This is a genomic window from Acinetobacter sp. YH01007 (assembly GCF_013420425.1).
Taxonomy (GTDB): Bacteria; Pseudomonadota; Gammaproteobacteria; order Pseudomonadales; family Moraxellaceae; genus Acinetobacter; species Acinetobacter towneri.
This window is the reverse complement of record NZ_VOYC01000003.1, coordinates 201,497-223,356: the sequence shown is the minus strand read 5'-3', so window position 1 is coordinate 223,356 and position 21,860 is coordinate 201,497. Positions and strand designations below refer to the sequence as shown.

Annotated in this window: 17 protein-coding genes, 1 tRNA gene and 1 pseudogene; 17 read left to right on the top strand and 2 right to left on the bottom strand. The window is 42.4% G+C overall.

Annotated features, from left to right (window positions below; all coding sequences use genetic code 11):
• The 12 genes and pseudogenes from FTT74_RS02380 to FTT74_RS02325 all read left to right on the top strand — a co-directional run.
• Positions 1-126 (top strand): annotated as a pseudogene (locus FTT74_RS02380) (elongation factor Tu); the annotation flags it as partial.
• Positions 127-177: 51 nt separating this feature from the next.
• Positions 178-253: transfer RNA gene (locus FTT74_RS02375), tRNA-Trp, on the top strand.
• Between the two features lie 73 nt (positions 254-326).
• Positions 327-767, top strand: a complete 441-nt coding sequence (gene secE / locus FTT74_RS02370; protein ID WP_004975769.1) for a preprotein translocase subunit SecE — start codon at positions 327-329, stop codon at positions 765-767.
• Positions 768-774: 7 nt separating this feature from the next.
• Positions 775-1,308 (top strand): transcription termination/antitermination protein NusG, encoded by a 534-nt coding sequence (gene nusG / locus FTT74_RS02365; RefSeq protein WP_004975770.1) that lies wholly within the window; start codon positions 775-777, stop codon positions 1,306-1,308.
• A gap of 116 nt (positions 1,309-1,424) precedes the next feature.
• Complete coding sequence (gene rplK, locus FTT74_RS02360; protein WP_004975771.1) at positions 1,425-1,853, top strand: 50S ribosomal protein L11; 429 nt, start codon at positions 1,425-1,427, stop codon at positions 1,851-1,853.
• 3 nt (positions 1,854-1,856) lie between these two features.
• Positions 1,857-2,552: a 50S ribosomal protein L1 gene (gene rplA, locus FTT74_RS02355; RefSeq protein ID WP_004975774.1), complete on the top strand. Its 696-nt coding sequence runs from the start codon at positions 1,857-1,859 to the stop codon at positions 2,550-2,552.
• Positions 2,553-2,873: 321 nt separating this feature from the next.
• Entirely contained in the window at positions 2,874-3,380 is a 507-nt protein-coding gene (rplJ, locus tag FTT74_RS02350) for a 50S ribosomal protein L10 (RefSeq protein ID WP_004975777.1), read from the top strand.
• A 48-nt stretch (positions 3,381-3,428) separates the two neighbouring features.
• The gene (gene rplL / locus FTT74_RS02345) at positions 3,429-3,800 is read left to right on the top strand and encodes a 50S ribosomal protein L7/L12 (RefSeq protein WP_004975779.1); all 372 of its coding nucleotides are present in this window, start codon (positions 3,429-3,431) and stop codon (positions 3,798-3,800) included.
• 307 nt (positions 3,801-4,107) lie between these two features.
• Positions 4,108-8,196 (top strand): DNA-directed RNA polymerase subunit beta, encoded by a 4,089-nt coding sequence (gene rpoB / locus FTT74_RS02340; RefSeq protein ID WP_131260966.1) that lies wholly within the window; start codon positions 4,108-4,110, stop codon positions 8,194-8,196.
• A gap of 157 nt (positions 8,197-8,353) precedes the next feature.
• Positions 8,354-12,553, top strand: a complete 4,200-nt coding sequence (rpoC, locus tag FTT74_RS02335; RefSeq protein WP_096902331.1) for a DNA-directed RNA polymerase subunit beta' — start codon at positions 8,354-8,356, stop codon at positions 12,551-12,553.
• 151 nt (positions 12,554-12,704) lie between these two features.
• Entirely contained in the window at positions 12,705-13,265 is a 561-nt protein-coding gene (locus tag FTT74_RS02330) for a hypothetical protein (protein ID WP_154321134.1), read from the top strand.
• A gap of 109 nt (positions 13,266-13,374) precedes the next feature.
• Positions 13,375-13,731 carry a DNA transfer protein p32 gene (locus tag FTT74_RS02325; protein WP_154321133.1) on the top strand — a complete coding sequence of 119 codons (357 nt, stop codon included), beginning with the start codon at positions 13,375-13,377 and terminating at the stop codon, positions 13,729-13,731.
• A 106-nt stretch (positions 13,732-13,837) separates the two neighbouring features.
• On the opposite strand, the gene FTT74_RS02320 is transcribed toward FTT74_RS02325, so the two are convergent.
• A complete protein-coding gene (locus FTT74_RS02320) occupies positions 13,838-14,323 on the bottom strand; it encodes a DUF4442 domain-containing protein (RefSeq protein ID WP_179988512.1) in 486 nt (161 codons plus the stop codon).
• A gap of 120 nt (positions 14,324-14,443) precedes the next feature.
• Between FTT74_RS02320 and FTT74_RS02315 the strand changes: the two genes are divergently transcribed.
• From FTT74_RS02315 to htpG, 5 genes are all read left to right on the top strand, one after another.
• Entirely contained in the window at positions 14,444-15,334 is an 891-nt protein-coding gene (locus FTT74_RS02315; RefSeq protein WP_179988515.1) for an alpha/beta fold hydrolase, read from the top strand.
• A 91-nt stretch (positions 15,335-15,425) separates the two neighbouring features.
• Positions 15,426-16,802, top strand: a complete 1,377-nt coding sequence (locus tag FTT74_RS02310) for a Na+/H+ antiporter family protein (protein WP_179988511.1) — start codon at positions 15,426-15,428, stop codon at positions 16,800-16,802.
• A gap of 572 nt (positions 16,803-17,374) precedes the next feature.
• On the top strand, positions 17,375-17,986 hold the full coding sequence (locus tag FTT74_RS02305; RefSeq protein WP_179988510.1) for an OmpW family protein: 612 nt from the start codon (positions 17,375-17,377) through the stop codon (positions 17,984-17,986).
• A gap of 171 nt (positions 17,987-18,157) precedes the next feature.
• Positions 18,158-18,502 (top strand): lysozyme inhibitor LprI family protein, encoded by a 345-nt coding sequence (locus FTT74_RS02300; RefSeq protein WP_179988509.1) that lies wholly within the window; start codon positions 18,158-18,160, stop codon positions 18,500-18,502.
• Between the two features lie 94 nt (positions 18,503-18,596).
• Positions 18,597-20,513, top strand: coding sequence for a molecular chaperone HtpG (gene htpG / locus FTT74_RS02295; protein ID WP_179988508.1), 1,917 nt, complete (start codon positions 18,597-18,599; stop codon positions 20,511-20,513).
• Between the two features lie 140 nt (positions 20,514-20,653).
• On the opposite strand, the gene FTT74_RS02290 is transcribed toward htpG, so the two are convergent.
• Positions 20,654-21,799, bottom strand: coding sequence for a hypothetical protein (locus FTT74_RS02290; protein WP_179988507.1), 1,146 nt, complete (start codon positions 21,797-21,799; stop codon positions 20,654-20,656).
• Between the last annotated feature and the right edge of the window lie 61 nt (positions 21,800-21,860).

Sequence of the window (21,860 nt, the reverse complement as noted above, 5' to 3'; positions counted from 1 at the left end):
GGTGACAACGTTGAAATGTCAGTAGAATTAATCCACCCAATCGCAATGGACCCAGGTCTACGTTTTGCGATCCGTGAAGGTGGTCGTACTGTAGGTGCTGGTGTTGTTGCTAAAGTAACAGCATAATTATAGAATGTGTTAAACAGGTCGAGAGCTTTGGCTCTCGTTCTGTTTTGTAGGTCAGTAGTTCAATTGGTAGAGCGTCGGTCTCCAAAACCGAATGTTGGGGGTTCGAGTCCCTCCTGGCCTGCCACTTTTTTTAAAAAAGCTTGATGTCGGCTAATCTAGTCATATAATAAGTCGCGAATTCTACGACGAGTACAAAAATGTCGAATGATAAATCGCGTGACGCATTAAGCGACGCGCCAATCCCTCAAAGAAATAATTCTGCTGAAGTTGTTCAATCGAGTTCTCCATTAGACTACGTGTTGTGGGGTATCGCTTTGATTTTATTCATCGCTTCGATGATGGTGAATCAGCATCTTCCTGCGTATTGGGCACCAGCCAATGATATTTGGGTGCGTGTTGGGGTAATTTTGGCTTGTATCGTTGTGGCTTTAGGTTTATTATACGCCACCCATCAAGGCAAAGGCTTTGTTCGTTTGCTTAAAGATTCACGTATTGAGTTACGTCGAGTCACTTGGCCTACTAAACAGGAAACTGTAACAACGTCATGGCATGTATTGATTGTTGTTGTAGTCACTTCAATTGTATTGTGGTGTTTTGACTATTTGTTAGGCTGGGCAATCAAGTTAATTATCGGGTAAAAGAGCTATGAAACGTTGGTACATTATTCATGCCTACTCAGGTTATGAAAAACAAGTGATGCGTTCGCTTAATGATCGAATCCAGCGTAGCGCTGTTGCCGATAGCTTTGGTGAAGTCCTTGTTCCTACCGAAGAAGTGGTAGAAATGAAGGATGGTAAGAAACGTAAGTCAGAGCGTAAGTTCTTTCCAGGCTATGTATTGGTTGAAATGGAAATGAACGATGAAACTTGGCACATTGTTAAAGAGTGTCCAAAAGTTTTAGGTTTTATTGGTGGTACAGCAGAAAAGCCTGCCCCAATTACGCAAAAAGAAGCTGACGCGATTCTTGCACGTGTACGCAATACTGGTGAAGCACCTCGTCCGAAGACGATGTTTGAACCAGGCGAAGAATTACTTGTGATTGATGGTCCATTCACCGACTTTAAAGGCGTGGTGGAAGAAGTTCAATACGAGAAGTCACGTTTAACGTTGACAATTAATGTATTTAATCGACCTACTCAGGTTGAGCTGGAATTTCGTCAAGTCGAAAAATCCGTTTAAGTTTGAGTGGTTGGAAAACCCCCGATTTATGATGAATCGGGCATTGTTGTTGTAACGGTATCGTTACTTAAAATATTGGGGAGCCTAGCGGCGTTTGTACCCAGAGGTAATTTGAAATGGCTAAGAAGATTGACGGCTATATCAAGCTGCAAGTTCCAGCTGGTAAAGCGAATCCATCTCCACCAATTGGTCCTGCATTAGGTCAACGTGGTGTTAACATCATGGCATTCTGTAAAGAATTCAATGCTGCTACACAAAAAGTTGAACCAGGTTTGCCAATTCCTGTAGTGATCACTGTGTACAACGACAAGTCGTTCACATTCATCATGAAAACTCCTCCTGCTGCAATTCTTCTTAAGAAAGCTGCAGGCATTCAAAAGGGTTCAGCTGTACCTAACAAAAACAAAGTTGGTAAGTTGACTCGTGCTCAATTAGAAGAAATCGCGACTACTAAAGAACCAGATTTAACTGGTGCTGATTTAGAAGCACGTGTGCGTACCATTGCTGGTTCTGCACGTTCTATGGGCTTGGATGTGGAGCTATAAGACATGGCAAAGTTAACTAAACGTCAAAAAGCCATTGCTGCTGCTGTAGAAGCAAACAAAGTTTACACTTTGGAAGAAGCAGTTGAAGTTCTAAACAACCTTCCTGCTGCTAAATTCAAAGAATCTTTGGATGTTGCGGTAAACCTAGGTGTTGACCCACGTAAATCTGATCAGGTTGTTCGTGGTGCGACTACACTTCCTGCAGGTACTGGTAAAACTGTACGTGTAGCTGTTTTCGCTCAAGGTGCTGCTGCAGAAGCTGCTAAAGCTGAAGGCGCAGACGTAGTTGGTTTCGACGACTTAGCTGAAAGCATTCAAGCGGGTAACCTTGACTTTGACGTTGTGATTGCAGCTCCGGATGCAATGCGCGTAGTAGGTAAGTTGGGTACGATTCTTGGTCCACGTGGCTTAATGCCAAACCCTAAAGTGGGTACTGTAACTCCTGACGTTGCGACTGCAGTTAAAAATGCAAAAGCAGGTCAAGCGCGTTACCGTGTAGACAAAGCGGGTATTATCCACGCTGCGATTGGTCAAGTTGGCTTTACTGCTGAAGCAGTTCGTTCAAACGTTGAAACCTTAGTTGCTGACTTGAAAAAGTTAAAGCCTGCAACTTCTAAAGGCGTATACATCAAAAAGATCACTTTGAGCTCTACTATGGGTCCTGGTCTTGTTATTGATGTACAGAACGTTTCTAACTAAGTCTGACTTAGAAAGAATTTTAAAGTCCTGAAAAGTCTCCTTCTCCCTCTGGGAGAAGGTCGGGATGAGGGTTAAACCTCTCCCTAACCCTCTCCTAGCAGGAGAGGGGGACATTCAGGCGGACTTTGAATTGGTAAATGAGAATTTATCAGCGTCAAAGACCTCAGGCGAGAGTAGTTTTATGCTGCTTTCTTAATCTTCCAGCCTGGGTAGACGCGGTGGTGTGATTTATTCCTCCTCCGCGTGTAAGTTCAGCAATGAATTTACGAATTGGGAGTGTGCTTCACGTAAGCACATAAATCACCGTTAGGAGGTTTTACAATGGCTCTTCTTATCGAAGACAAAAAACAGATCGTAGCAGAAGTTAACGAAGTTGCTTCTAAAGCGTTCTCTGCTGTTGTTGCTGACTATCAAGGTATGAGCGTTGAGCAATTAACGGCTCTACGTGTTGAAGCGCGTAAATTAGGTGTTACTACACGTGTTGTACGTAATACTTTGGCTAAACGTGCTTTTCAAGATACGCAATTCACGATCTTGAACGACAACCTTGTTGGCCCAACAATTTTAGCTTTCTCAACTTCTGAAGACGACATGGGTGCAGCTGCACGCTTGTTCGAAGAATTCGCTAAAACGAATAAAGCATTTGAACTTAAAGCTGCTGCATTTGACGGCAAACTTTATAAAGGTGCTGAAGTTAGCGTAATTGCGAATCTTCCGAACCAAGAAAAAGCGCTTACTATGCTTGCAAACGTTCTTCAAGCTCCTATTTCGAAATTGGGTCGCCTTATTACTGCGCTCAAAGAGAAAAACGAGTCAGAAGCTGCATAAGCTTAAATTTATTTCCACACCATTCAATTTCCATTTGGAGTTATTCTCATGGCTTTAACTAACGAAGAAATCTTAAACGCAGTTGCTGAAAAAACTGTTCTTGAACTTGTTGAACTTATCTCTGCTTTTGAAGAGAAATTCAATGTATCAGCTGCTGCTGTTGCTGTTGCTGCTGCTCCAGGCGCTGGCGCTGCTGCTGCAGAAGAGCAATCTGAATTCAACGTTGAGTTGACTTCTTTCGGTGCGAACAAAGTTGCTGTAATTAAAGCAGTTCGTGAAGCTACTGGCCTTGGTCTTAAAGAAGCTAAAGACATCGTTGAAGGCGCTCCTTCAGTGATCAAAGAAGCTGTTTCTAAAGAAGAAGGTGAAGAGCTTAAGAAGAAACTTGAAGAAGCTGGTGCTACAGTTACACTTAAGTAATCTTAAGGGGAGTCGATTTTTTTATAATCGACTCCAAAAAATGGCTGATGGCTCTTGGGTCATCAGCCTTTTTGCGTTACAATTATCGGCTCGATTTTTGTTTGAATGATGGGAAAACCATCGAAAACAATATAAATCAATAAAATCAAACGCTTACCAATATTTTTCCACATTTAAAAATATTGTTAAGCGTTTTAATACCACTAAAAATTGCAGCATTTGTAAAGAGTGGTGGCCATATCGGCCTGCGTAATTCCTTCTAAACCCGTTCTGCAGGCGGGTTTAGTTTACTTTCCGAGGACTCCAGATGGCATACTCATATACCGAAAAGAAACGGATCCGTAAGAATTTTGGTAAATTGCCCCAAGTAATGGATGCACCGTACTTGCTTTCGATTCAAGTCGACTCGTACCGTACTTTCCTTCAAGATGGCAAAACTCCAAAAAGCCGCGAAGATATCGGTCTCCAAGCCGCATTTCGTTCAGTTTTTCCTATAGAAAGTTATTCTGGCAATGCTGCTTTAGAATTTGTTGAGTATAGTCTTGGTAAGCCTGAGTTTGATGTACGTGAGTGTATTCTTCGCGGCTCAACTTATGCGGCACCAATGCGCGTAAAAATTCGTTTGATCATTAAAGATCGTGAAACGAAATCAATCAAAGATGTGCGTGAGCAAGAAGTCTACATGGGCGAAATGCCATTGATGACGGATAACGGTACCTTTGTGATTAACGGTACTGAGCGTGTAATTGTTTCTCAATTACACCGTTCACCAGGCGTGTTCTTTGACCACGATAAAGGTAAGACCCACTCGAGCGGTAAAGTGTTGTATTCAGCACGCATTATTCCTTACCGTGGCTCATGGTTAGACTTTGAATTCGATGCCAAAGACCTCGTTTATGTGCGTATTGACCGTCGTCGTAAATTGCTTGCGACTGTAGTGTTGCGTGCATTGGGCTATAGCAATGAACAAATCCTAGACTTGTTCTTTGAGAAAGTACCTGTCTATTTAGACATGGGTAGCTACCAAATTGACCTTGTCCCAGAACGCTTACGTGGCGAAATGGCACAATTTGACATCACTGATACTGACGGCAAAGTGATTGTTGAGCAAGGTAAACGCATTAATGCGCGTCACGTACGTCAAATGGAAGCAGCTGGTCTTGAGAAGCTTTCAGTTCCTGATGAGTACTTGTACGAACGTATTACTGCAGAAGACATCCAGCTAAAAGATGGCGATGTGATTGCTGCAAACACCTTGTTAAGCCATGAAATCATGGTGAAACTTGCAGAAGGTGGTGTTAAACAATTTAACATCCTATTCACCAATGACATTGACCGTGGTTCGTTCATTGCGGACACCTTACGTGCAGATACAACTGTTGGTCGTGAAGATGCTTTGGTAGAAATCTACAAAGTGATGCGTCCAGGTGAGCCACCGACGAAAGAAGCCGCTGAAAATCTGTTCAATAACTTGTTCTTCTCTTCTGAGCGTTATGATTTATCGCCAGTAGGTCGTATGAAGTTCAACCGTCGTTTGGGTCGTCCTTACGAAGTGGGTACAGATCAGAAATCACGTGAAGTTGAAGGTATTTTGTCTAACGAAGACATTACCGATGTACTTAAAACATTGATCGAAATCCGTAACGGTAAAGGTGAAGTCGACGATATCGACCACTTGGGTAACCGTCGCGTACGTTCAGTGGGCGAGATGACTGAAAACCAATTCCGTGTTGGTTTGGTACGTGTTGAGCGTGCTGTAAAAGAGCGTTTGTCACAAGCTGAAACAGACAACCTGTCTCCGCAAGATTTAATCAATGCGAAGCCAGTGGCTGCTGCAATCAAAGAATTCTTTGGTTCAAGCCAATTGTCTCAGTTCATGGACCAAAACAACCCGTTGTCTGAAATTACCCACAAGCGTCGCGTATCTGCGCTTGGTCCAGGTGGTTTGACACGTGAACGTGCAGGCTTTGAGGTACGTGACGTACACCAAACTCACTATGGTCGTGTGTGTCCAATTGAAACGCCTGAAGGTCCAAACATTGGTTTGATCAACTCGCTTTCTGTTTATGCAAAATGTAATAATTTTGGCTTCTTGGAAACGCCATACCGTAAAGTGGTTGATGGTCGTGTAACCGATGAGGTTGAGTATTTATCTGCAATTGAAGAAGTGGGCACGATCATTGCGCAAGCGGACTCAAGCGTAGACCAAGATGGCAATTTAACAGAAGAATTCGTATCTGTACGTCACCAAGGTGACTTCGTGCGTATGCCGCCAGAGCGCGTGACGCACATGGACGTTTCTGCACAGCAGGTTGTATCTGTAGCAGCATCACTGATTCCATTCCTTGAGCACGATGACGCCAACCGTGCCTTGATGGGATCGAACATGCAACGTCAGGCTGTTCCGACGCTTATCGCTGATAAACCACTTGTGGGTACAGGGATGGAAGCGAACGTAGCACATGACTCAGGTGTATGTGTGATTGCAAACCGTGGTGGTCGTATTGAATATGTCGATGCTTCACGTGTAGTCATTCGTGTGAACGAAGAAGAAATGATCGCGGGTGAAGCAGGTGTAGATATCTACAACCTGATCAAATACACACGTTCAAACCAAAACACTTGTATTAACCAAAAAGTTTTGGTGAAGATGGGTGATAAGGTAGGTCGTGGTGATGTATTGGCTGACGGTCCATCTACAGATGGCGGTGAGCTTGCACTCGGTCAGAACATGCGTGTCGCGTTCATGACTTGGAATGGCTATAACTACGAAGACTCGATCTTGCTTTCTGAGCGTGTACTTCAAGAAGACCGTTTAACTTCGATTCACATTCAAGAATTGTCATGTGTTGCACGTGATACCAAATTGGGTGCGGAAGAAATCACAGCTGATATTCCAAACGTGGGCGAAGCTGCACTGTCTAAACTAGACGAGTCTGGTATCGTTTACATTGGTGCTGAAGTGACTGCAGGCGACATTCTTGTTGGTAAAGTAACGCCTAAGGGTGAAACTCAGTTAACGCCTGAAGAAAAATTGCTTCGTGCAATCTTCGGTGAAAAAGCAGCAGATGTGAAAGATTCATCATTGCGCGTTCCATCAGGTACTAAAGGTACTGTGATTGACGTTCAAGTCTTTACCCGTGATGGTCTAGAAAAAGACGAACGTGCACAAGCGATTGAAAAAGCACAACTTGATGCATACCGCAAAGACTTGAAAGAAGAATACAAAATCTTTGAAGAAGCAGCGCGTGAACGTATTATCCGCTTATTAAAAGGTCAAGAATCTAACGGTGGCGGTACAACTAAACGTGGCGACAAACTTTCTGAAGATGTGTTGTCTGGTTTAGAGTTAGTTGATCTACTTGAAATTCAACCAAGTGATGAAGCAATTGCTGAGCGTTTAACTCAAATTCAAACTTTCTTGAAAGAGAAGAGCTTTGAAATTGATGAGAAATTCGCTGAGAAGAAACGTAAGCTTTCTACAGGCGATGAACTCACTACGGGCGTGTTGAAAGTTGTTAAAGTTTATCTTGCTGTTAAGCGTCGCATCCAACCGGGTGACAAGATGGCGGGTCGTCACGGTAACAAAGGTGTTGTATCAAACATCTTGCCTGTAGAAGACATGCCGCACGATGCTAACGGTGTACCAGTAGATATCGTATTGAACCCACTAGGCGTACCATCGCGTATGAACGTGGGTCAGATTCTTGAAACACACTTGGGTATGGCAGCCAAAGGTTTGGGTGAGCAAATTGATAAAATGCTCAAACAACAACGTGAAATTGCTGAACTACGTGAGTTCCTAGACAAGATTTATAACAAAGTTGGTGGCGAGCAAGAAGATCTTGACAGCTTAACTGATGATGAAATCTTGGTATTGGCTGGCAACTTACGTGCAGGTGTTCCGTTGGCTACTCCTGTATTTGATGGTGCAGAAGAAGGTCAAATTAAAGAATTACTTGAACTGGCTGAATTACCACGTTCAGGTCAAACCGTGTTGTACGATGGTCGTACAGGCGAGAAATTCGACCGTCCAGTGACTGTAGGTTATATGTACATGCTCAAACTCAACCACTTAGTGGATGACAAGATGCACGCGCGTTCTACAGGTTCTTACTCACTTGTAACGCAACAGCCGTTGGGTGGTAAGGCACAATTCGGTGGTCAGCGTTTCGGTGAGATGGAAGTCTGGGCACTTGAAGCATACGGTGCTGCATACACACTTCAAGAAATGCTCACTGTGAAGTCGGATGACGTTGAAGGTCGTACCCGTATCTATAAGAACATTGTAGATGGTAACCATTATATGGACCCAGGTATGCCTGAATCGTTTAACGTATTGACCAAAGAGATCCGTTCTTTAGGTATCAACATTGAACTGAAAAATGGTGACTAAGCATCTCCATTAAATCTCCCTAGATCCCTCTTTATAAAAGAGGGACTTTTCCCCCTTTGAAAAAGGGGGATTAAGGGGGATTAAAACTCAGTTAAAAAACAATATTTGTGACCCAGTTGGGATGTGAAAACAGCCTCCCAGCACACGGAGAAAAAAATTGAAAGACTTGCTCGATATCATGCGCAAAAAGACGGATTCAGACGGTCATGCTCCAGTAGAGTTTGACCGCATCCGTATTGGTCTTGCGTCACCAGAAATGATTAAGTCATGGTCTCACGGTGAAGTTAAAAAGCCAGAAACCATTAACTATCGTACGTTTAAGCCTGAACGTGATGGTTTATTCTGTGCCAAAATTTTTGGTCCAGTAAAAGATTACGAATGCTTGTGTGGTAAATACAAGCGTATGAAATACAAAGGCGTCATTTGTGAAAAATGTGGCGTTGAAGTAACGACTGCAAAAGTTCGTCGTGAGCGTATGGGTCACATCGAACTCGCTTCTCCAGTTGCACACATTTGGTTCTTGAAATCATTACCAAGCCGTATTGGTTTATTACTTGATATGACTTTACGTGATATCGAGCGCGTATTGTATTTCGAATCTTATGTGGTTACTGACCCAGGTATGACGCCATTTGAGAAATATCAACTTCTCAATGACGAAGAATACTTCAATGCTCTAGAAGAGCATGGTGATGAATTCACTGCGAAAATGGGTGCTGAAGCAGTTCAAGACTTGTTAAAAGACATCGATCTTGAAGCTGAAATTGCTCGTTTACGTGAAGAAATTCCACAAACAACTTCAGAAACTAAGCTGAAAAAAGCCTCTAAGCGTTTGAAGTTGATGGAAGCGTTCAAAGAGTCGAACAACAAGCCTGAATGGATGGTGATGAATGTACTGCCTGTACTTCCACCAGATCTTCGCCCGTTGGTTCCACTTGAAGGTGGTCGTTTTGCGACTTCTGACTTGAACGATCTTTATCGTCGCGTGATTAACCGTAACAACCGTTTGAAGCGTCTTCTTGACCTTGCAGCGCCAGACATCATCGTACGTAACGAAAAACGTATGTTACAAGAGTCTGTTGATGCCTTGTTAGATAACGGTCGTCGTGGTCGTGCAATCACAGGTTCAAACAAGCGTCCGCTTAAATCTTTGGCAGATATGATCAAAGGTAAGCAAGGTCGTTTCCGTCAAAACTTACTTGGTAAGCGTGTTGACTATTCAGGTCGTTCGGTGATTACCGTTGGTCCAAACCTACGTTTACACCAGTGTGGTCTTCCGAAGAAAATGGCACTTGAACTGTTCAAGCCATTCATCTTTGCAAAATTACAAGCTTCAGGTCAAGCAACCACCATTAAAGCTGCGAAGAAAATGGTTGAGCGCGAAACCCCAGAAGTTTGGGATGTACTTGCCTCTGTAATTCGTCAACACCCAGTGATGTTGAACCGTGCGCCTACACTTCACCGTTTAGGTCTTCAAGCATTTGAACCGATCCTGATTGAAGGTAAAGCCATCCGTTTACACCCACTCGTTTGTGCTGCGTTCAACGCTGACTTCGACGGTGACCAAATGGCGGTACACGTACCATTAACACTTGAAGCGCAATTAGAAGCGCGTGCGTTAATGATGTCGACCAACAACATCTTGTCTCCTGCGAACGGTGAGCCAATCATCGTACCATCTCAGGACGTTGTCTTGGGCTTGTATTACATCACGCGTGATGCAATCAATGCCAAAGGTGAAGGCATGGTGTTTGCAGATACGCACGAAGTAAACCGTGCACTTGCAACGGGTCAAGTTGACTTACACGCTCGCGTAAAAGCACGTGTACACCAAACCGTAATCAATGAAAATGGTGAGCGTGAGCAACAAACTATTGTTGTAGATACGACACCAGGTCGCTGCTTGCTTTGGGAAGTTGTGCCTGAAGGTTTAAGCTTCGAGCAAATTAACCTAGAGATGAACAAAAAGAACATCTCAAAGTTAATCAACTCTTGCTACCGTAAATTAGGTCTAAAAGACACGGTTATTTTTGCAGACCAATTGATGTACTTGGGCTTCCGTCAAGCGACACGTTCAGGTGTTTCTGTGGGTATGGAAGACATGGTTATTCCACCACAAAAACAAGCAATTATTGAAAAAGCAGAAACTGAAGTTCGTGAAATTGAACAACAGTTCGAGCAAGGCTTCGTAACTGCGGGTGAGCGTTATAACAAAGTGGTCGATATTTGGGCACGTACCAACGACCAAGTTGCTAAAGCGATGATGGACAACTTGTCATTCACAACTGTGAAAAACAAACAGGGTGAAGACGAGAAGCAAAAATCATTCAACTCGATCTACATGATGTCGGATTCAGGTGCGCGTGGTAGTGCGGCACAGATTCGTCAGTTGGCGGGTATGCGTGGTTTGATGGCGAAACCAGATGGTTCGATCATTGAAACGCCAATTAAAGCGAACTTCCGTGAAGGTTTGACGGTACTTCAGTACTTCATTTCAACTCACGGTGCGCGTAAAGGTTTGGCCGATACCGCATTGAAAACAGCGAACTCAGGTTACTTGACACGTCGTTTGGTTGACGTTGCACAAGACTTGGTAATTACTGAGCCAGATTGCGGTACTTATGGCGGTTTAGTGATGACACCATTCATTCAAGGTGGTGATGTCATTGAAAACCTTGGTACGCGTGTATTAGGTCGTGTAACTGCAGAAGATGTGAAGAAAGCGGGTTCAGACGAAGTTATTCTGCCACGTAACACACTCATTGATGAAAAACTTGCTAACTTCTTAGAAGAGCAAGGTGTCGATGAAGTAAAAGTACGTTCAGTGGTATCTTGTGAATCGACCTTTGGTGTATGTGCGAAGTGTTATGGTCGTGACCTAGCACGTGGTCACTTGGTGAATCCAGGTGAATCTGTGGGTGTAATGGCTGCTCAATCGATTGGTGAGCCAGGTACACAGTTAACCATGCGTACATTCCACGTGGGTGGTGCGGCAAGCCGAACTTCTGCAGCCAATAGCGTACAAGTGCGTAACAAAGGTTCAGTACGTTTCCATAACGTGAAAACTGTACAACACGCTAAAGGTCACTTGGTATCTGTTTCACGTTCAGGTGAAATTGGTATTGCCGATGAGTTAGGTCGTGAGCGTGAGCGTTATAAACTGCCATACGGTGCGTCAATCTTGCTCAAAGATGGCGAAGCGGTAGAAGCTGGCGGTATTGTGGCGACTTGGGATCCACACACGCATCCACTTGTGACCGAAGTTGCGGGTAAAATCCGTTTCAGCCAAATTGCTGATGGCGTGACTGCAACCTCGAAAACTGATGATGCAACAGGTATGACCACAGTTGAAATCTTGCCAGTGACTTCACGTCCTGCGTCAGGTAAAGACTTACGTCCTGCTGTGGTATTAGACACTGTGGATGGTGGCGAACAGTTCTACTTCTTGCCACAGAACACGATTCTTTCTGTCCGTGATGGCGAAAATATCGGTGTGGGTGACGTTATTGGTCGTGTACCACAAGAATCTTCACGTACTCGTGATATTACCGGTGGTTTACCACGCGTTGCAGACTTATTTGAAGCACGTAAACCAAAAGAGCATGCGATTCTTGCAGAAGTGTCAGGTATCGTGAGCTTTGGTAAAGAAACCAAAGGTAAGAACCGTTTAGTGATTACACCAGATGATGGCTCTGAGATTTACGAAGAGTTGATTCCAAAATGGCGTAACATCAACGTGTTTGAAGGTGAGCATGTGAACCGTGGTGAAACCATTTCTGATGGTCCACAAAACCCACATGACATCTTACGCTTGAAAGGTGAAGTGGCATTAACCAACTACATCGTGAACGAAGTTCAAGACGTTTACCGCTTACAAGGTGTAAAAATTAACGATAAGCACATTGAAGTCATCGTGCGTCAAATGTTGCGTAAAGTTGAAATCACCGATGGTGGCGATACGAGCTTCATCAAAGGCGAACAAGTGGATTACATTCGCGTGGTACAAGAAAACCAAGCTGTACTTGCACAAAACAAGTTCCCAGCGAAGTTTGAACGTCAATTGATGGGTATCACCAAAGCATCGCTTTCAACAGACTCGTTCATTTCTGCTGCATCGTTCCAGGAAACTACACGTGTGTTAACTGAAGCGGCTGTAACAGGTAAAGAAGATGATTTACGTGGCTTGAAAGAGAACGTTGTTGTGGGTCGTTTGATCCCAGCAGGTACGGGTCTTGCTTACCACTTAGAGCGTCGTCGTCAAGAAGCTGAAGCTGCTGAATTGGCATTAGTGAATGATTTCTCTGATGTAGATCAAGCATTAAGCCAAGCATTTAGCGATGAATTTAACGATCTCTAATTCGTTTTAAAGCATCATTTAAAGACGCCTTTCGAGGCGTCTTTTTTTTGCCAACGTTTTAGTTGCATATTTTGCTTTAATAAAGCCGCAATATTGCATATAGTGAATTAAGAACAATTTAAAAATATCAAGAAAACTAAGGGGATAGCTTATGCAATTTAGAGGACTGACACTGTGTTTATCGGCAATGCTACTGAGTGTGTCTGTTTCGGCTGCACCAATGCCAAACAGCATTGTGGTGAAAGACAAAGCCATTGTGCCTATTCTAAAAACTGAAGTGATTCGTACAGTGACAGGTGAAAAGCCTATACGCCATGTAGAAGCCACGATTTTTGAAGTGAGCAATCAGGGTAAAGATATTGTGGCAAAGGAAGTTGTTTTTGATGATGATCAAGCACAGTTTTCAGAGAAACAATTGGGTATTCCTGTGATTCAAAAAGGTGGGGTGATTGTACCAACCTCAAAAATTGAGTTGAATAAAACCCTAAAGCAGGATGGTAAAGTCATTTCTGAAGTGAAAACGATTGATGCAGAAGGCATGGAATATAAGCAGGGGCAGGCGCCAATTCATCGCACATTAAAACTGGATCGGGTCAAAACGCCTGAAAGCAAAGAAACAGTTTCTCATGCTGTGTTTACTGAAGATGGTAAAACCACACGTGATGTGGTGGTACTTGAAGAAGAGGGTACAGAATCCTTTATGATGCCTTAAGCATTTTACAGAAATACTCATATCTTACTGTGCTTGGTAACAGATTTTTCAAAGTTGATGCCGCAAGATGCACTACACTTAAAATCAACAACAGCGGGGAGACATCGCGATGAAAAAAGTATTTAGCGTATTGGCAGTTGCAACTGTATCGACCATGTTAATGGCGGGTTGTGAGAGCATGAGTTCAAATGACCAGCGTATTGGTGCAGCAGCTTTAGGTGGTGCTGTAGGTGGTGCAGCTGGGAATAGTATTGGCGGTAGCGTTGGTGCAGCAGCAGGTGCAGGTGCGGGTGCGGCAGTAGGAAGTAAGACACAAGACGGCTCGAACCGCAATGCAACCTATAGCGGCATTGGTGGTGCAATTGGTTCGATTTTAGGTAAAGAAGTGATTGGCGGAAATGCGGGTGCTGCAATTGGCGGTGCTGTTGGTGGCGGTGCAGGCGCTGCAATTGAGCAAAAACGCTAATTTGATCTGACCAGTAACTTGATCGATTAACTGAAAACTCAAATTGTTTCTATAAAGCGCAGCATCTCGTGAGGCTGCGCTTTTTTGTGGATGCGTACTGCGCTGTTTAGTGTGCAGCAGCTTTGGGCTTTTTGCGTCGGATATATAATGTTTTATGCACTTCTGCGATTCGTACGCCTGATTCATCGACAATATTGAGCGTATATTGACGTGTAACAGGCGCATAGTCTTCTGCGAGTTGTTTAATTTCTTCGACTTCAGCAGCACTTAGGCGAATATCGGCATAGACTGTACTGCGCCCAGGGGCTAGGAAATGAATCGTCGCAGCTTTATCCCAAACAATATATTTTGAACCCAAGTGATGCATCAGAATTAACATATAAAAGGGATCGACCATGGAATAGAGACTGCCGCCAAAATGCACCCCGACAATGTTTTGATTTTTGCGGGTCAGTGGCATTTTGACACGGACATGGTGGTTGGCTAAATCGATTTGATCAATTTCAATACCTGCACCCCGATAGGGTGGGTACCGATTTAAAAAGTATTTAGAAACGATAGGAAGTTGCTGCAATTTTTTGATGAGGTTCATGGGAAACTTTATAGAGCCTTAAGTAGATTTTTCTTATATTAGTATGAAATTTGAGCAAGCCAATGGCATATTTTGTTATTCTCAAGAGCAATCATGTCAACAATAAACAACAGGATGTTTATGCAAGCACAAACGCAATGGATTGAAACCTCAGATTATCAACAGCTTTATGTCAAAACTTGGGGGGAAAAAACGGCACCTGCATTGATTTTGCTGCATGGCTATCCAGATAACCAAGAAGTCTGGGAACGAGTGATTGCCGTGTTGGTACAAGATTTTTATGTGGTGAGTTACGATGTACGTGGTGCGGGACAATCCTCCATTCCCAAATCCATTCGTGCCTATAGCTTGGCTCAATTGGCTGCAGATTTAATGGCTGTTGCTAATGCCGTTTTGGGGCAGCGTGCATTTCACTTGGCAGCTCATGACTGGGGTTCAATTCAGTCTTGGGAAGCTGTAACTGATCCAGATTTAAAAGGACGAATTTTATCTTACAGTACTATTTCAGGCCCATGTTTGGATCATGCAGCGTTTTGGATGCGTAAGCAGTTTTCTGAAAATAAAATTAAATTTTTCAAACAAATGCGTAAATCTTGGTATATTGCTGCTTTCCAACTTCCTGCACTTGCGCCTGCAGTTTGGCAGTTCTTTCAACCAAAGCAGTGGCGTCAGGTAGTGATGCGTTTAGAACGTGATCAAGATATTCCGGTCAATCCTAATATCAGTAAAGATGGGCGATATGGCGTCAATTTATATCGTGCCAATTTTATGCCACGTTTATTTAAGCCGCGGCAGCGTTACGCAATTTGCCCTGTGCAAGCTATTGTCTTGAAATATGATCAATTTGTGGGTGCTGAATTGATTGATGAAATGTCGCATTGGGTAGATGATTTTCAACGTGTGGAGTTGGCAGCTAATCACTGGGCGATTCTTAGTCAGCCGCAAGCGGTTGCTACTGCCATCCGTGATTTTGCCTTAGGTCATTCAAATTCACATGCTGCAGTAATTTAAATCAGAAACGCTTGTCGGAGTTGAATGTTTGGTCAACTCCAATCTGCATAATCTCTGATAAAATAGCTTCTTTTTTGAATTTTCATCTCTTATGTTCGCAATTCTTGCTGCCATTGCAATCATGTTCGGATTGTCGTTGGCTCGTGTGCCTGTGGTTTTTGCCTTGGTTATTGGTGCAGTCTCAGGTGGTTTACTGGCTGGTTTAGGCTTACAAGGCACTTTAGATGCGTTTAATAATGGCTTAGGTGGTGGTGCAAAAATTGCTCTTGCTTACGGTATTTTAGGTGCATTTGCTTTGGCTTTGGCACGTTCAGGTTTGCCTGACTTATTGGCCTACAAACTGATTCGCACTTTAACAGGTAGCAGTAATACTAAGGTACAGAACCGCGTTAAATATCTGATTTATTTTACTGTGGCTTTGGCAGCGGTATTTTCACAGAACTTAATCCCTGTACACATTGCATTTATTCCTGTATTGATTCCACCTTTATTAAGTGTTTTCAATCATTTAAACCTAGACCGTCGTGCAGTGGTTTGTTTGCTGACTTTTGGTTTGGTTGCCACCTATATGTTTGTTCCTGTGGGTTTCGGTGCAATCTTTCTGAATGATATTTTGGCGCACAATATCAACACCTTTGGTGCTCCGTATGGTTTTGCCATTCAAAATGAAGATATTCCTGCTGCCATGTTTATTCCTGTGTTTGGGATGTTTATTGGGCTATTGATCGCGTTGTTTGTGAGCTATCGTAAGCCTCGACATTATCAAGATGTGCAGGTAGAGCGTACCCAAAGCATTTCGAGTGAACTCAATGCAGACACAACAGGGTCAAGCTTACAAGCACCACAAATTGCTAAATTTACGCTGTGGATGGCAGTGTTTGCGATTATTGCAACCTTGGCGGTGCAATTGTATTCAGATTCGATGATTCTGGCAGGTTTGGTCGGTGTTGCCATTTTAAGCTGTGCGGGAATTTTCAAATGGAAAGAAGCAGATGATGTGATCATTACAGGTATGCGTATGATGGCACTCATCGGCTTTATTATGATTGCTGCACAAGGTTTCGCTTCAGTGATTGAAGCGACTAATCAAGTGCCTGCTTTGGTAGAAGCGTCGGTGGAATGGATTGGCAATAGCAAAGCTTTGGCTGCATTTTTAATGTTATTGATTGGTTTGTTAATCACCTTGGGGATTGGCTCATCTTTCTCTACCGTGCCTATTTTAGCGATTATTTATGTGCCTTTATGTTTGCAGTTCGGTTTTAGCCCTGCAGCAACCATTGCGATTATTGGTACAGCAGCAGCCTTAGGAGATGCGGGTTCTCCAGCATCGGATTCAACCTTGGGGCCAACTTCGGGTTTAAATATGGATGGGCAGCACGACCACATGAAGGACAGTGTGGTACCGACTTTTATTCACTTTAATATTCCATTGATGATTTTTGGTTGGATTGCAGCGATGGTGCTGTAAATTATCACCAAAATTTTTAAGCGCACGTGTTCAGAATAGACTGGGCACGTTGCAGCATCGTGCTAAAACGACAAGAAGAATCTTCCTCAAGTTCATCCTTACATCTGCCGATTGAAACCCAATACAAAATTCAAACTCTCTAACAAAATGATCCATTTTTCGTTGTCATCAACTTCTAATATTAGAATGAAGATGATTTTAATTCTCTTTATTTAATTTGGATAATTTTATTGATTTTCTATGATTTAAAAATAGAAAGTCTGAGTGAATTAATCTATTTAAAATAAATTTGTGTTAGTTTTTAAATAAATATAAGATGTATTTTAAATAAATCTTTTAATATATTTTTAAAATAAAATTGAGTAATATAGTCGGGAAATAATAATATAAACTCTATTAATTAACTCGGATTTTAAAACCAAGTAATTTGGTCTATTTAAAATAAATTTATATAATAATGAATAGCTTATAAAATAATTAAAATATTATGTTTAATATGTGTTGCATATTAATAGTGGTCATGTTTAATATTAATTAAGCGTTAAGATTTTTATTCTAAAGGTGGTTTTGAAATGTTAAAGCATGTTGCTCTAATTGCATTAATGGGAATGTCTGCTTCTGCTATGGCAGGTCAATGGCAAGTTAAAGTTGGTGGTTCTGTAATTTCTCCAACTCAAGATACTACAGATCCAGATCTTGGTCATTTTGAAGCAGATCATGAATATGCATTTACACCTTCAGTAGAATATTTCTTTAATGACAATATCTCTGCTGAGTTATTGTTGGCGACACCAATTAGCCATGATGTAGCTCACGAGGGTGAGAATAAAATTAAAATTAAGCATTTACCACCAACGTTAACTGCTAAATATCACTTTAAAAATTCAACCCGTTTTACACCATACATTGGTGTAGGTGGTACGGCATTTGTTGCTTGGGATGAAAAAACATCAGGTAATTTAGCTGATTTAGATGTAAAAGTGAAAGAGGATTTTGGTTTTGCAGGTCAAATCGGTTTTAACTTCCAGCCAGCCGATGCAAAAAACTGGGGCGTATTCTTTGATGCTCGTTATGCACAATTGAGTCCTGAAGTGACTGTTAAAGCGGGTGGCACTACAGTTAAAAAAATCGATTTAGACATCGATCCAATGGTGTACACCATCGGTTATAGCTACAAATTCTAATTATAAATGTAGCTCTTTATAATAATAAAAATCAGCGCAACCCCATCTTTATGATGGGGTTTTTTATTGCAAAAAATAACAAATGTATCGAATGAAAAAATTGAGTGCATGTGCCATGTTCATTTACAGTCTGAACGATAAAGTAAAGAATGATAAAGAAGGAATTAATTCATGTTGATAAAATACGGTTGGCCTATATGTGTTGGTTTAATGCTGAGTGTCGCAGGGCATGCGGCGAGTTTTTCTTGTGAAAACGCCAAAACACAAACGGAACATGCTATTTGTGAACATCGTCCGGTCAATGATGCCGATGTGAAAATGGCAACCACCTATCGTATCGTCAGCCGCTTGGTCGCTATGGGGACACGTTCACAAATTCGTGATGAACAATTTCGCTGGTTAGAGTTGCGTGATCGTTGTGGCGCTTCCGTTGATTGTTTAACCCAAGTGTATAATTTACGCCAGCAGAAATTAGAGGATCATTTAAATCAGGTCTATCAACGCGCGCCTTTTTAAATTTTTCTGGGTTTAGGCTTGAAAAATCAGGCAATCACTCCAATTCATTAACACATCCAACAATAACCATGTTTATGAATTTAAGGAGTGATGAATGAGCGAGCAAAGCCAAAAACATAGTTTCCAAGCCGAAGTGGCGCAGTTATTACATTTGGTGACCCATTCTCTTTATTCCAACCCTGAAATTTTCTTGCGTGAACTGATTTCTAACGCATCGGATGCCTGCGACAAATTACGTTTTGAAGGCATCAACCATCCTGAATATTATGAAAATGATCCTGATTTACGTGTGCGTATTCGCTTAGATCAAGACAAGAAAACCCTGACCATTTCAGACAATGGCATTGGTTTAAGTCAGCAGGAAGCGATTGAGCATTTGGGTACCATTGCCAAATCGGGCACCAAAGATTTTATGTCGAAATTGACAGGCGATCAAAAAGCCGATGCGCAATTGATTGGTCAATTTGGTGTGGGTTTTTATTCAGGTTTTATCGTGGCGGATAAAATTATTGTGGAATCACGCCGTGCAGGATTGGCTGCAGATGAAGCCGTGCGTTGGAGCAGCACGGGTACTGGCGAGTTTGATGTCGAGCAAATTCACAAAGCAGAACGGGGTACCGATATTATTCTGCACTTGCGTGAAGATGCGCTGGATTATTTAGAAAGCTACAAAGTTAAGCAGATCATCAATAAATACTCTGATCACATCAGTTTGCCAATTCAAATGCAGAAAGAAGTATGGCAGCAAGAAGAAGCAGCTGAAGGTGAAACACCGAAAGCAGGTCAGTATGTGAAAACTGATGAGTGGGAAGCAATTAACTCGGCCAGTGCGTTGTGGACGCGCAATAAAAACGAAATTAGTGAAGAACAGTACATTGAGTTTTATAAAAACCTCAGCCACGATTTTGACGCACCATTGGCATGGGCGCATAACCGTGTTGAAGGCAGTACTGAATACACCCAGTTGTTGTATGTGCCAAGTAAAGCACCGCACAACATTTTTACTCGTGAAGCCAAAGCGGGGATTAAATTGTATGTGAAGCGCGTATTTATTATGGATGAGGCAGACAACCTGATCCCGAACTATCTACGTTTTGTACAAGGTGTGGTGGACAGCGCCGATTTGCCATTGAACGTGAGCCGTGAGTTATTGCAAGAAAGCCGTGATGTGAAAACCATCCGCGAAGGCAATACCCGTCGTGTGTTGACCATGTTGGACAATTTAGCCAAGTCTGAAGATGAAAAAGACCAAGAAAAATTTAAGCAATTCTATCAAGAATTTGGTTCAGTTTTAAAAGAAGGCTTAGGCGAAGACTTTGGCAACCGTGAACGTATCCTGAAATTATTACGCTACGCTACTTCAAGTAATGATGACATCAGTACCTCATTGGCGGACTATAAAGCGCGAATGAAAGAAGGTCAGAAAGCCATTTACTACGTTACGGCAGACAACTTGAACGCAGCAAAGCATTCTCCACAGTTGGAGTTGTTTAAGAAAAAAGGCATTGAAGTGTTGTTGATGGCAGAACGCGTAGACGAGTGGGCGATGAACTTTGTGCAGGAGTTTGATGGCACGCCAATGCAAAACGTATCTAAAGGTGCGGTTGATTTAGGCGATCTACAAGATGCTGAAGAGAAGAAAGCTTTAGACGCGGCTGCAGAACAATTTAAACCTGTGGTTGAGCAATTGTCTGCATCTTTAAGCGGTAAAACCAAAGAAGTGCGTGTGACTACACGTTTGGTTGATTCCCCTGCTTGTTTGGTAACAGGTGAAGGTGAACTGTCACCACAATTGATTCGTATGTTGAAGGATGCAGGGCAAGCTGTACCTGATATGAAGCCAATTTTGGAAATCAACCCAGAGCATCCTTTGGTGAAAAAATTACAGGACTCCAATCAATTTGATGATTTGGCGCATGTGATTTTTGATCAAGCTGTGATTGCTGAAGGTGGCTTGCCTGAAGACCCAGCGGAATATGTGAAACGTATTAATAGCTTACTGTTAAAGTAAGTCTGCTTTCGCATGAACATGATCGATGATGCGTTGTACAAATAATGCATCGTCATCTTGCAAGATCATCTTGCAAAAAAACCAAGTCCTGTTCGCAAGACTTGGTTTTTTAATTTGGCTTGATTGTAGATGTTACCTGTTTAGAAAATGGCTTCTAAACGCACTAAAGCACCGAGATAATGATTACGATCTGCGCGATCATCATTTAAATAATTGACATCGCCCTGAATAAAGAACCATTCACGTAAAAATGGTTGACGCCAAGAGACAAATGGCCCCCAACGATTTAAACGTAAGTCATCATCGTGATAATAACCGCCTGTATAAATGCCATAGTTAAAGCGGTTGCCTGCAAAGAATTGATGTTGTCTAAAGGTGTAGTTGTCCCAAACCAAATCATCATCTTGTTCATCGGCATAGGTCAGGCTAAATTGATTGGACAAGAAAGCCTGATTGGGGCGTGCGTGCGTGAGCTCCAAGTTGGTTCTGAGATAATTTTCACTGTCGATGCCATAACGATAAATTTGTTCGGCATGAAAAGAGAAATCATTTTCCAAAGTCCAGTCTTTAGAGGCTTTTAAACGCAGATAAATATCATCGCCAGAACGTACCCCTAAATCGACATCTGTTTCAAAAGGTAGACGCTCGGCAAAGTTCGACCAACGTAATGCCAGAGAACTGTTGTCTTCACGGCTACGTTTGCTGTCTACAGTTTTGTCTGCATCATGCGCTGGGTTTTCGTTGGTAATGGCGACGTTATTTTGCAATTCGTTATCGAGCGAGTCATCACCAAAGACCACACTGAGTTTATTTTCAAGCGTAGGCAGTTTGATTTTCCCGCGAATACGAGGTTTGACTTCATATTCATTATACTTATCCCAACTGCTATCGACCAAAACCCGCAAAGTGGCTGAGGCAGGCTGTTCAGGACTTGGTTCACCAAACCAGTTATCCAGTTTATGTGCTGTTTTATCTGCCCAATTGCGAATATTTTTTTGACGTTGATCGAACCAAGTTAAATGTTCCGTTTCTGCGGTGGCAGGTACAATGGGTTCATTGGATTGTTCGGGTAACACCGTCGGTGTAGCATCAATCCAACGTGGAATCGTGTAATAAAAACCGTTTTTATCTGCTGCACTTGGCGGAGCGACAGGCAATTCATAAGGTGGCAGTGACGTATGGGCTTGATCCACTGCTTGAGTTGATTCTTGTGCAAAAGTGATGCCTGCGACCCCACTTAAGAGACAGCTTAATATAAAAGGCGATGTGTGCTTTATTCTTGACATTATTTACTGATCTTTAAGCCATTTTTGTTAGTGTTGAAAATCTATGAGATAAAAGCAAGAC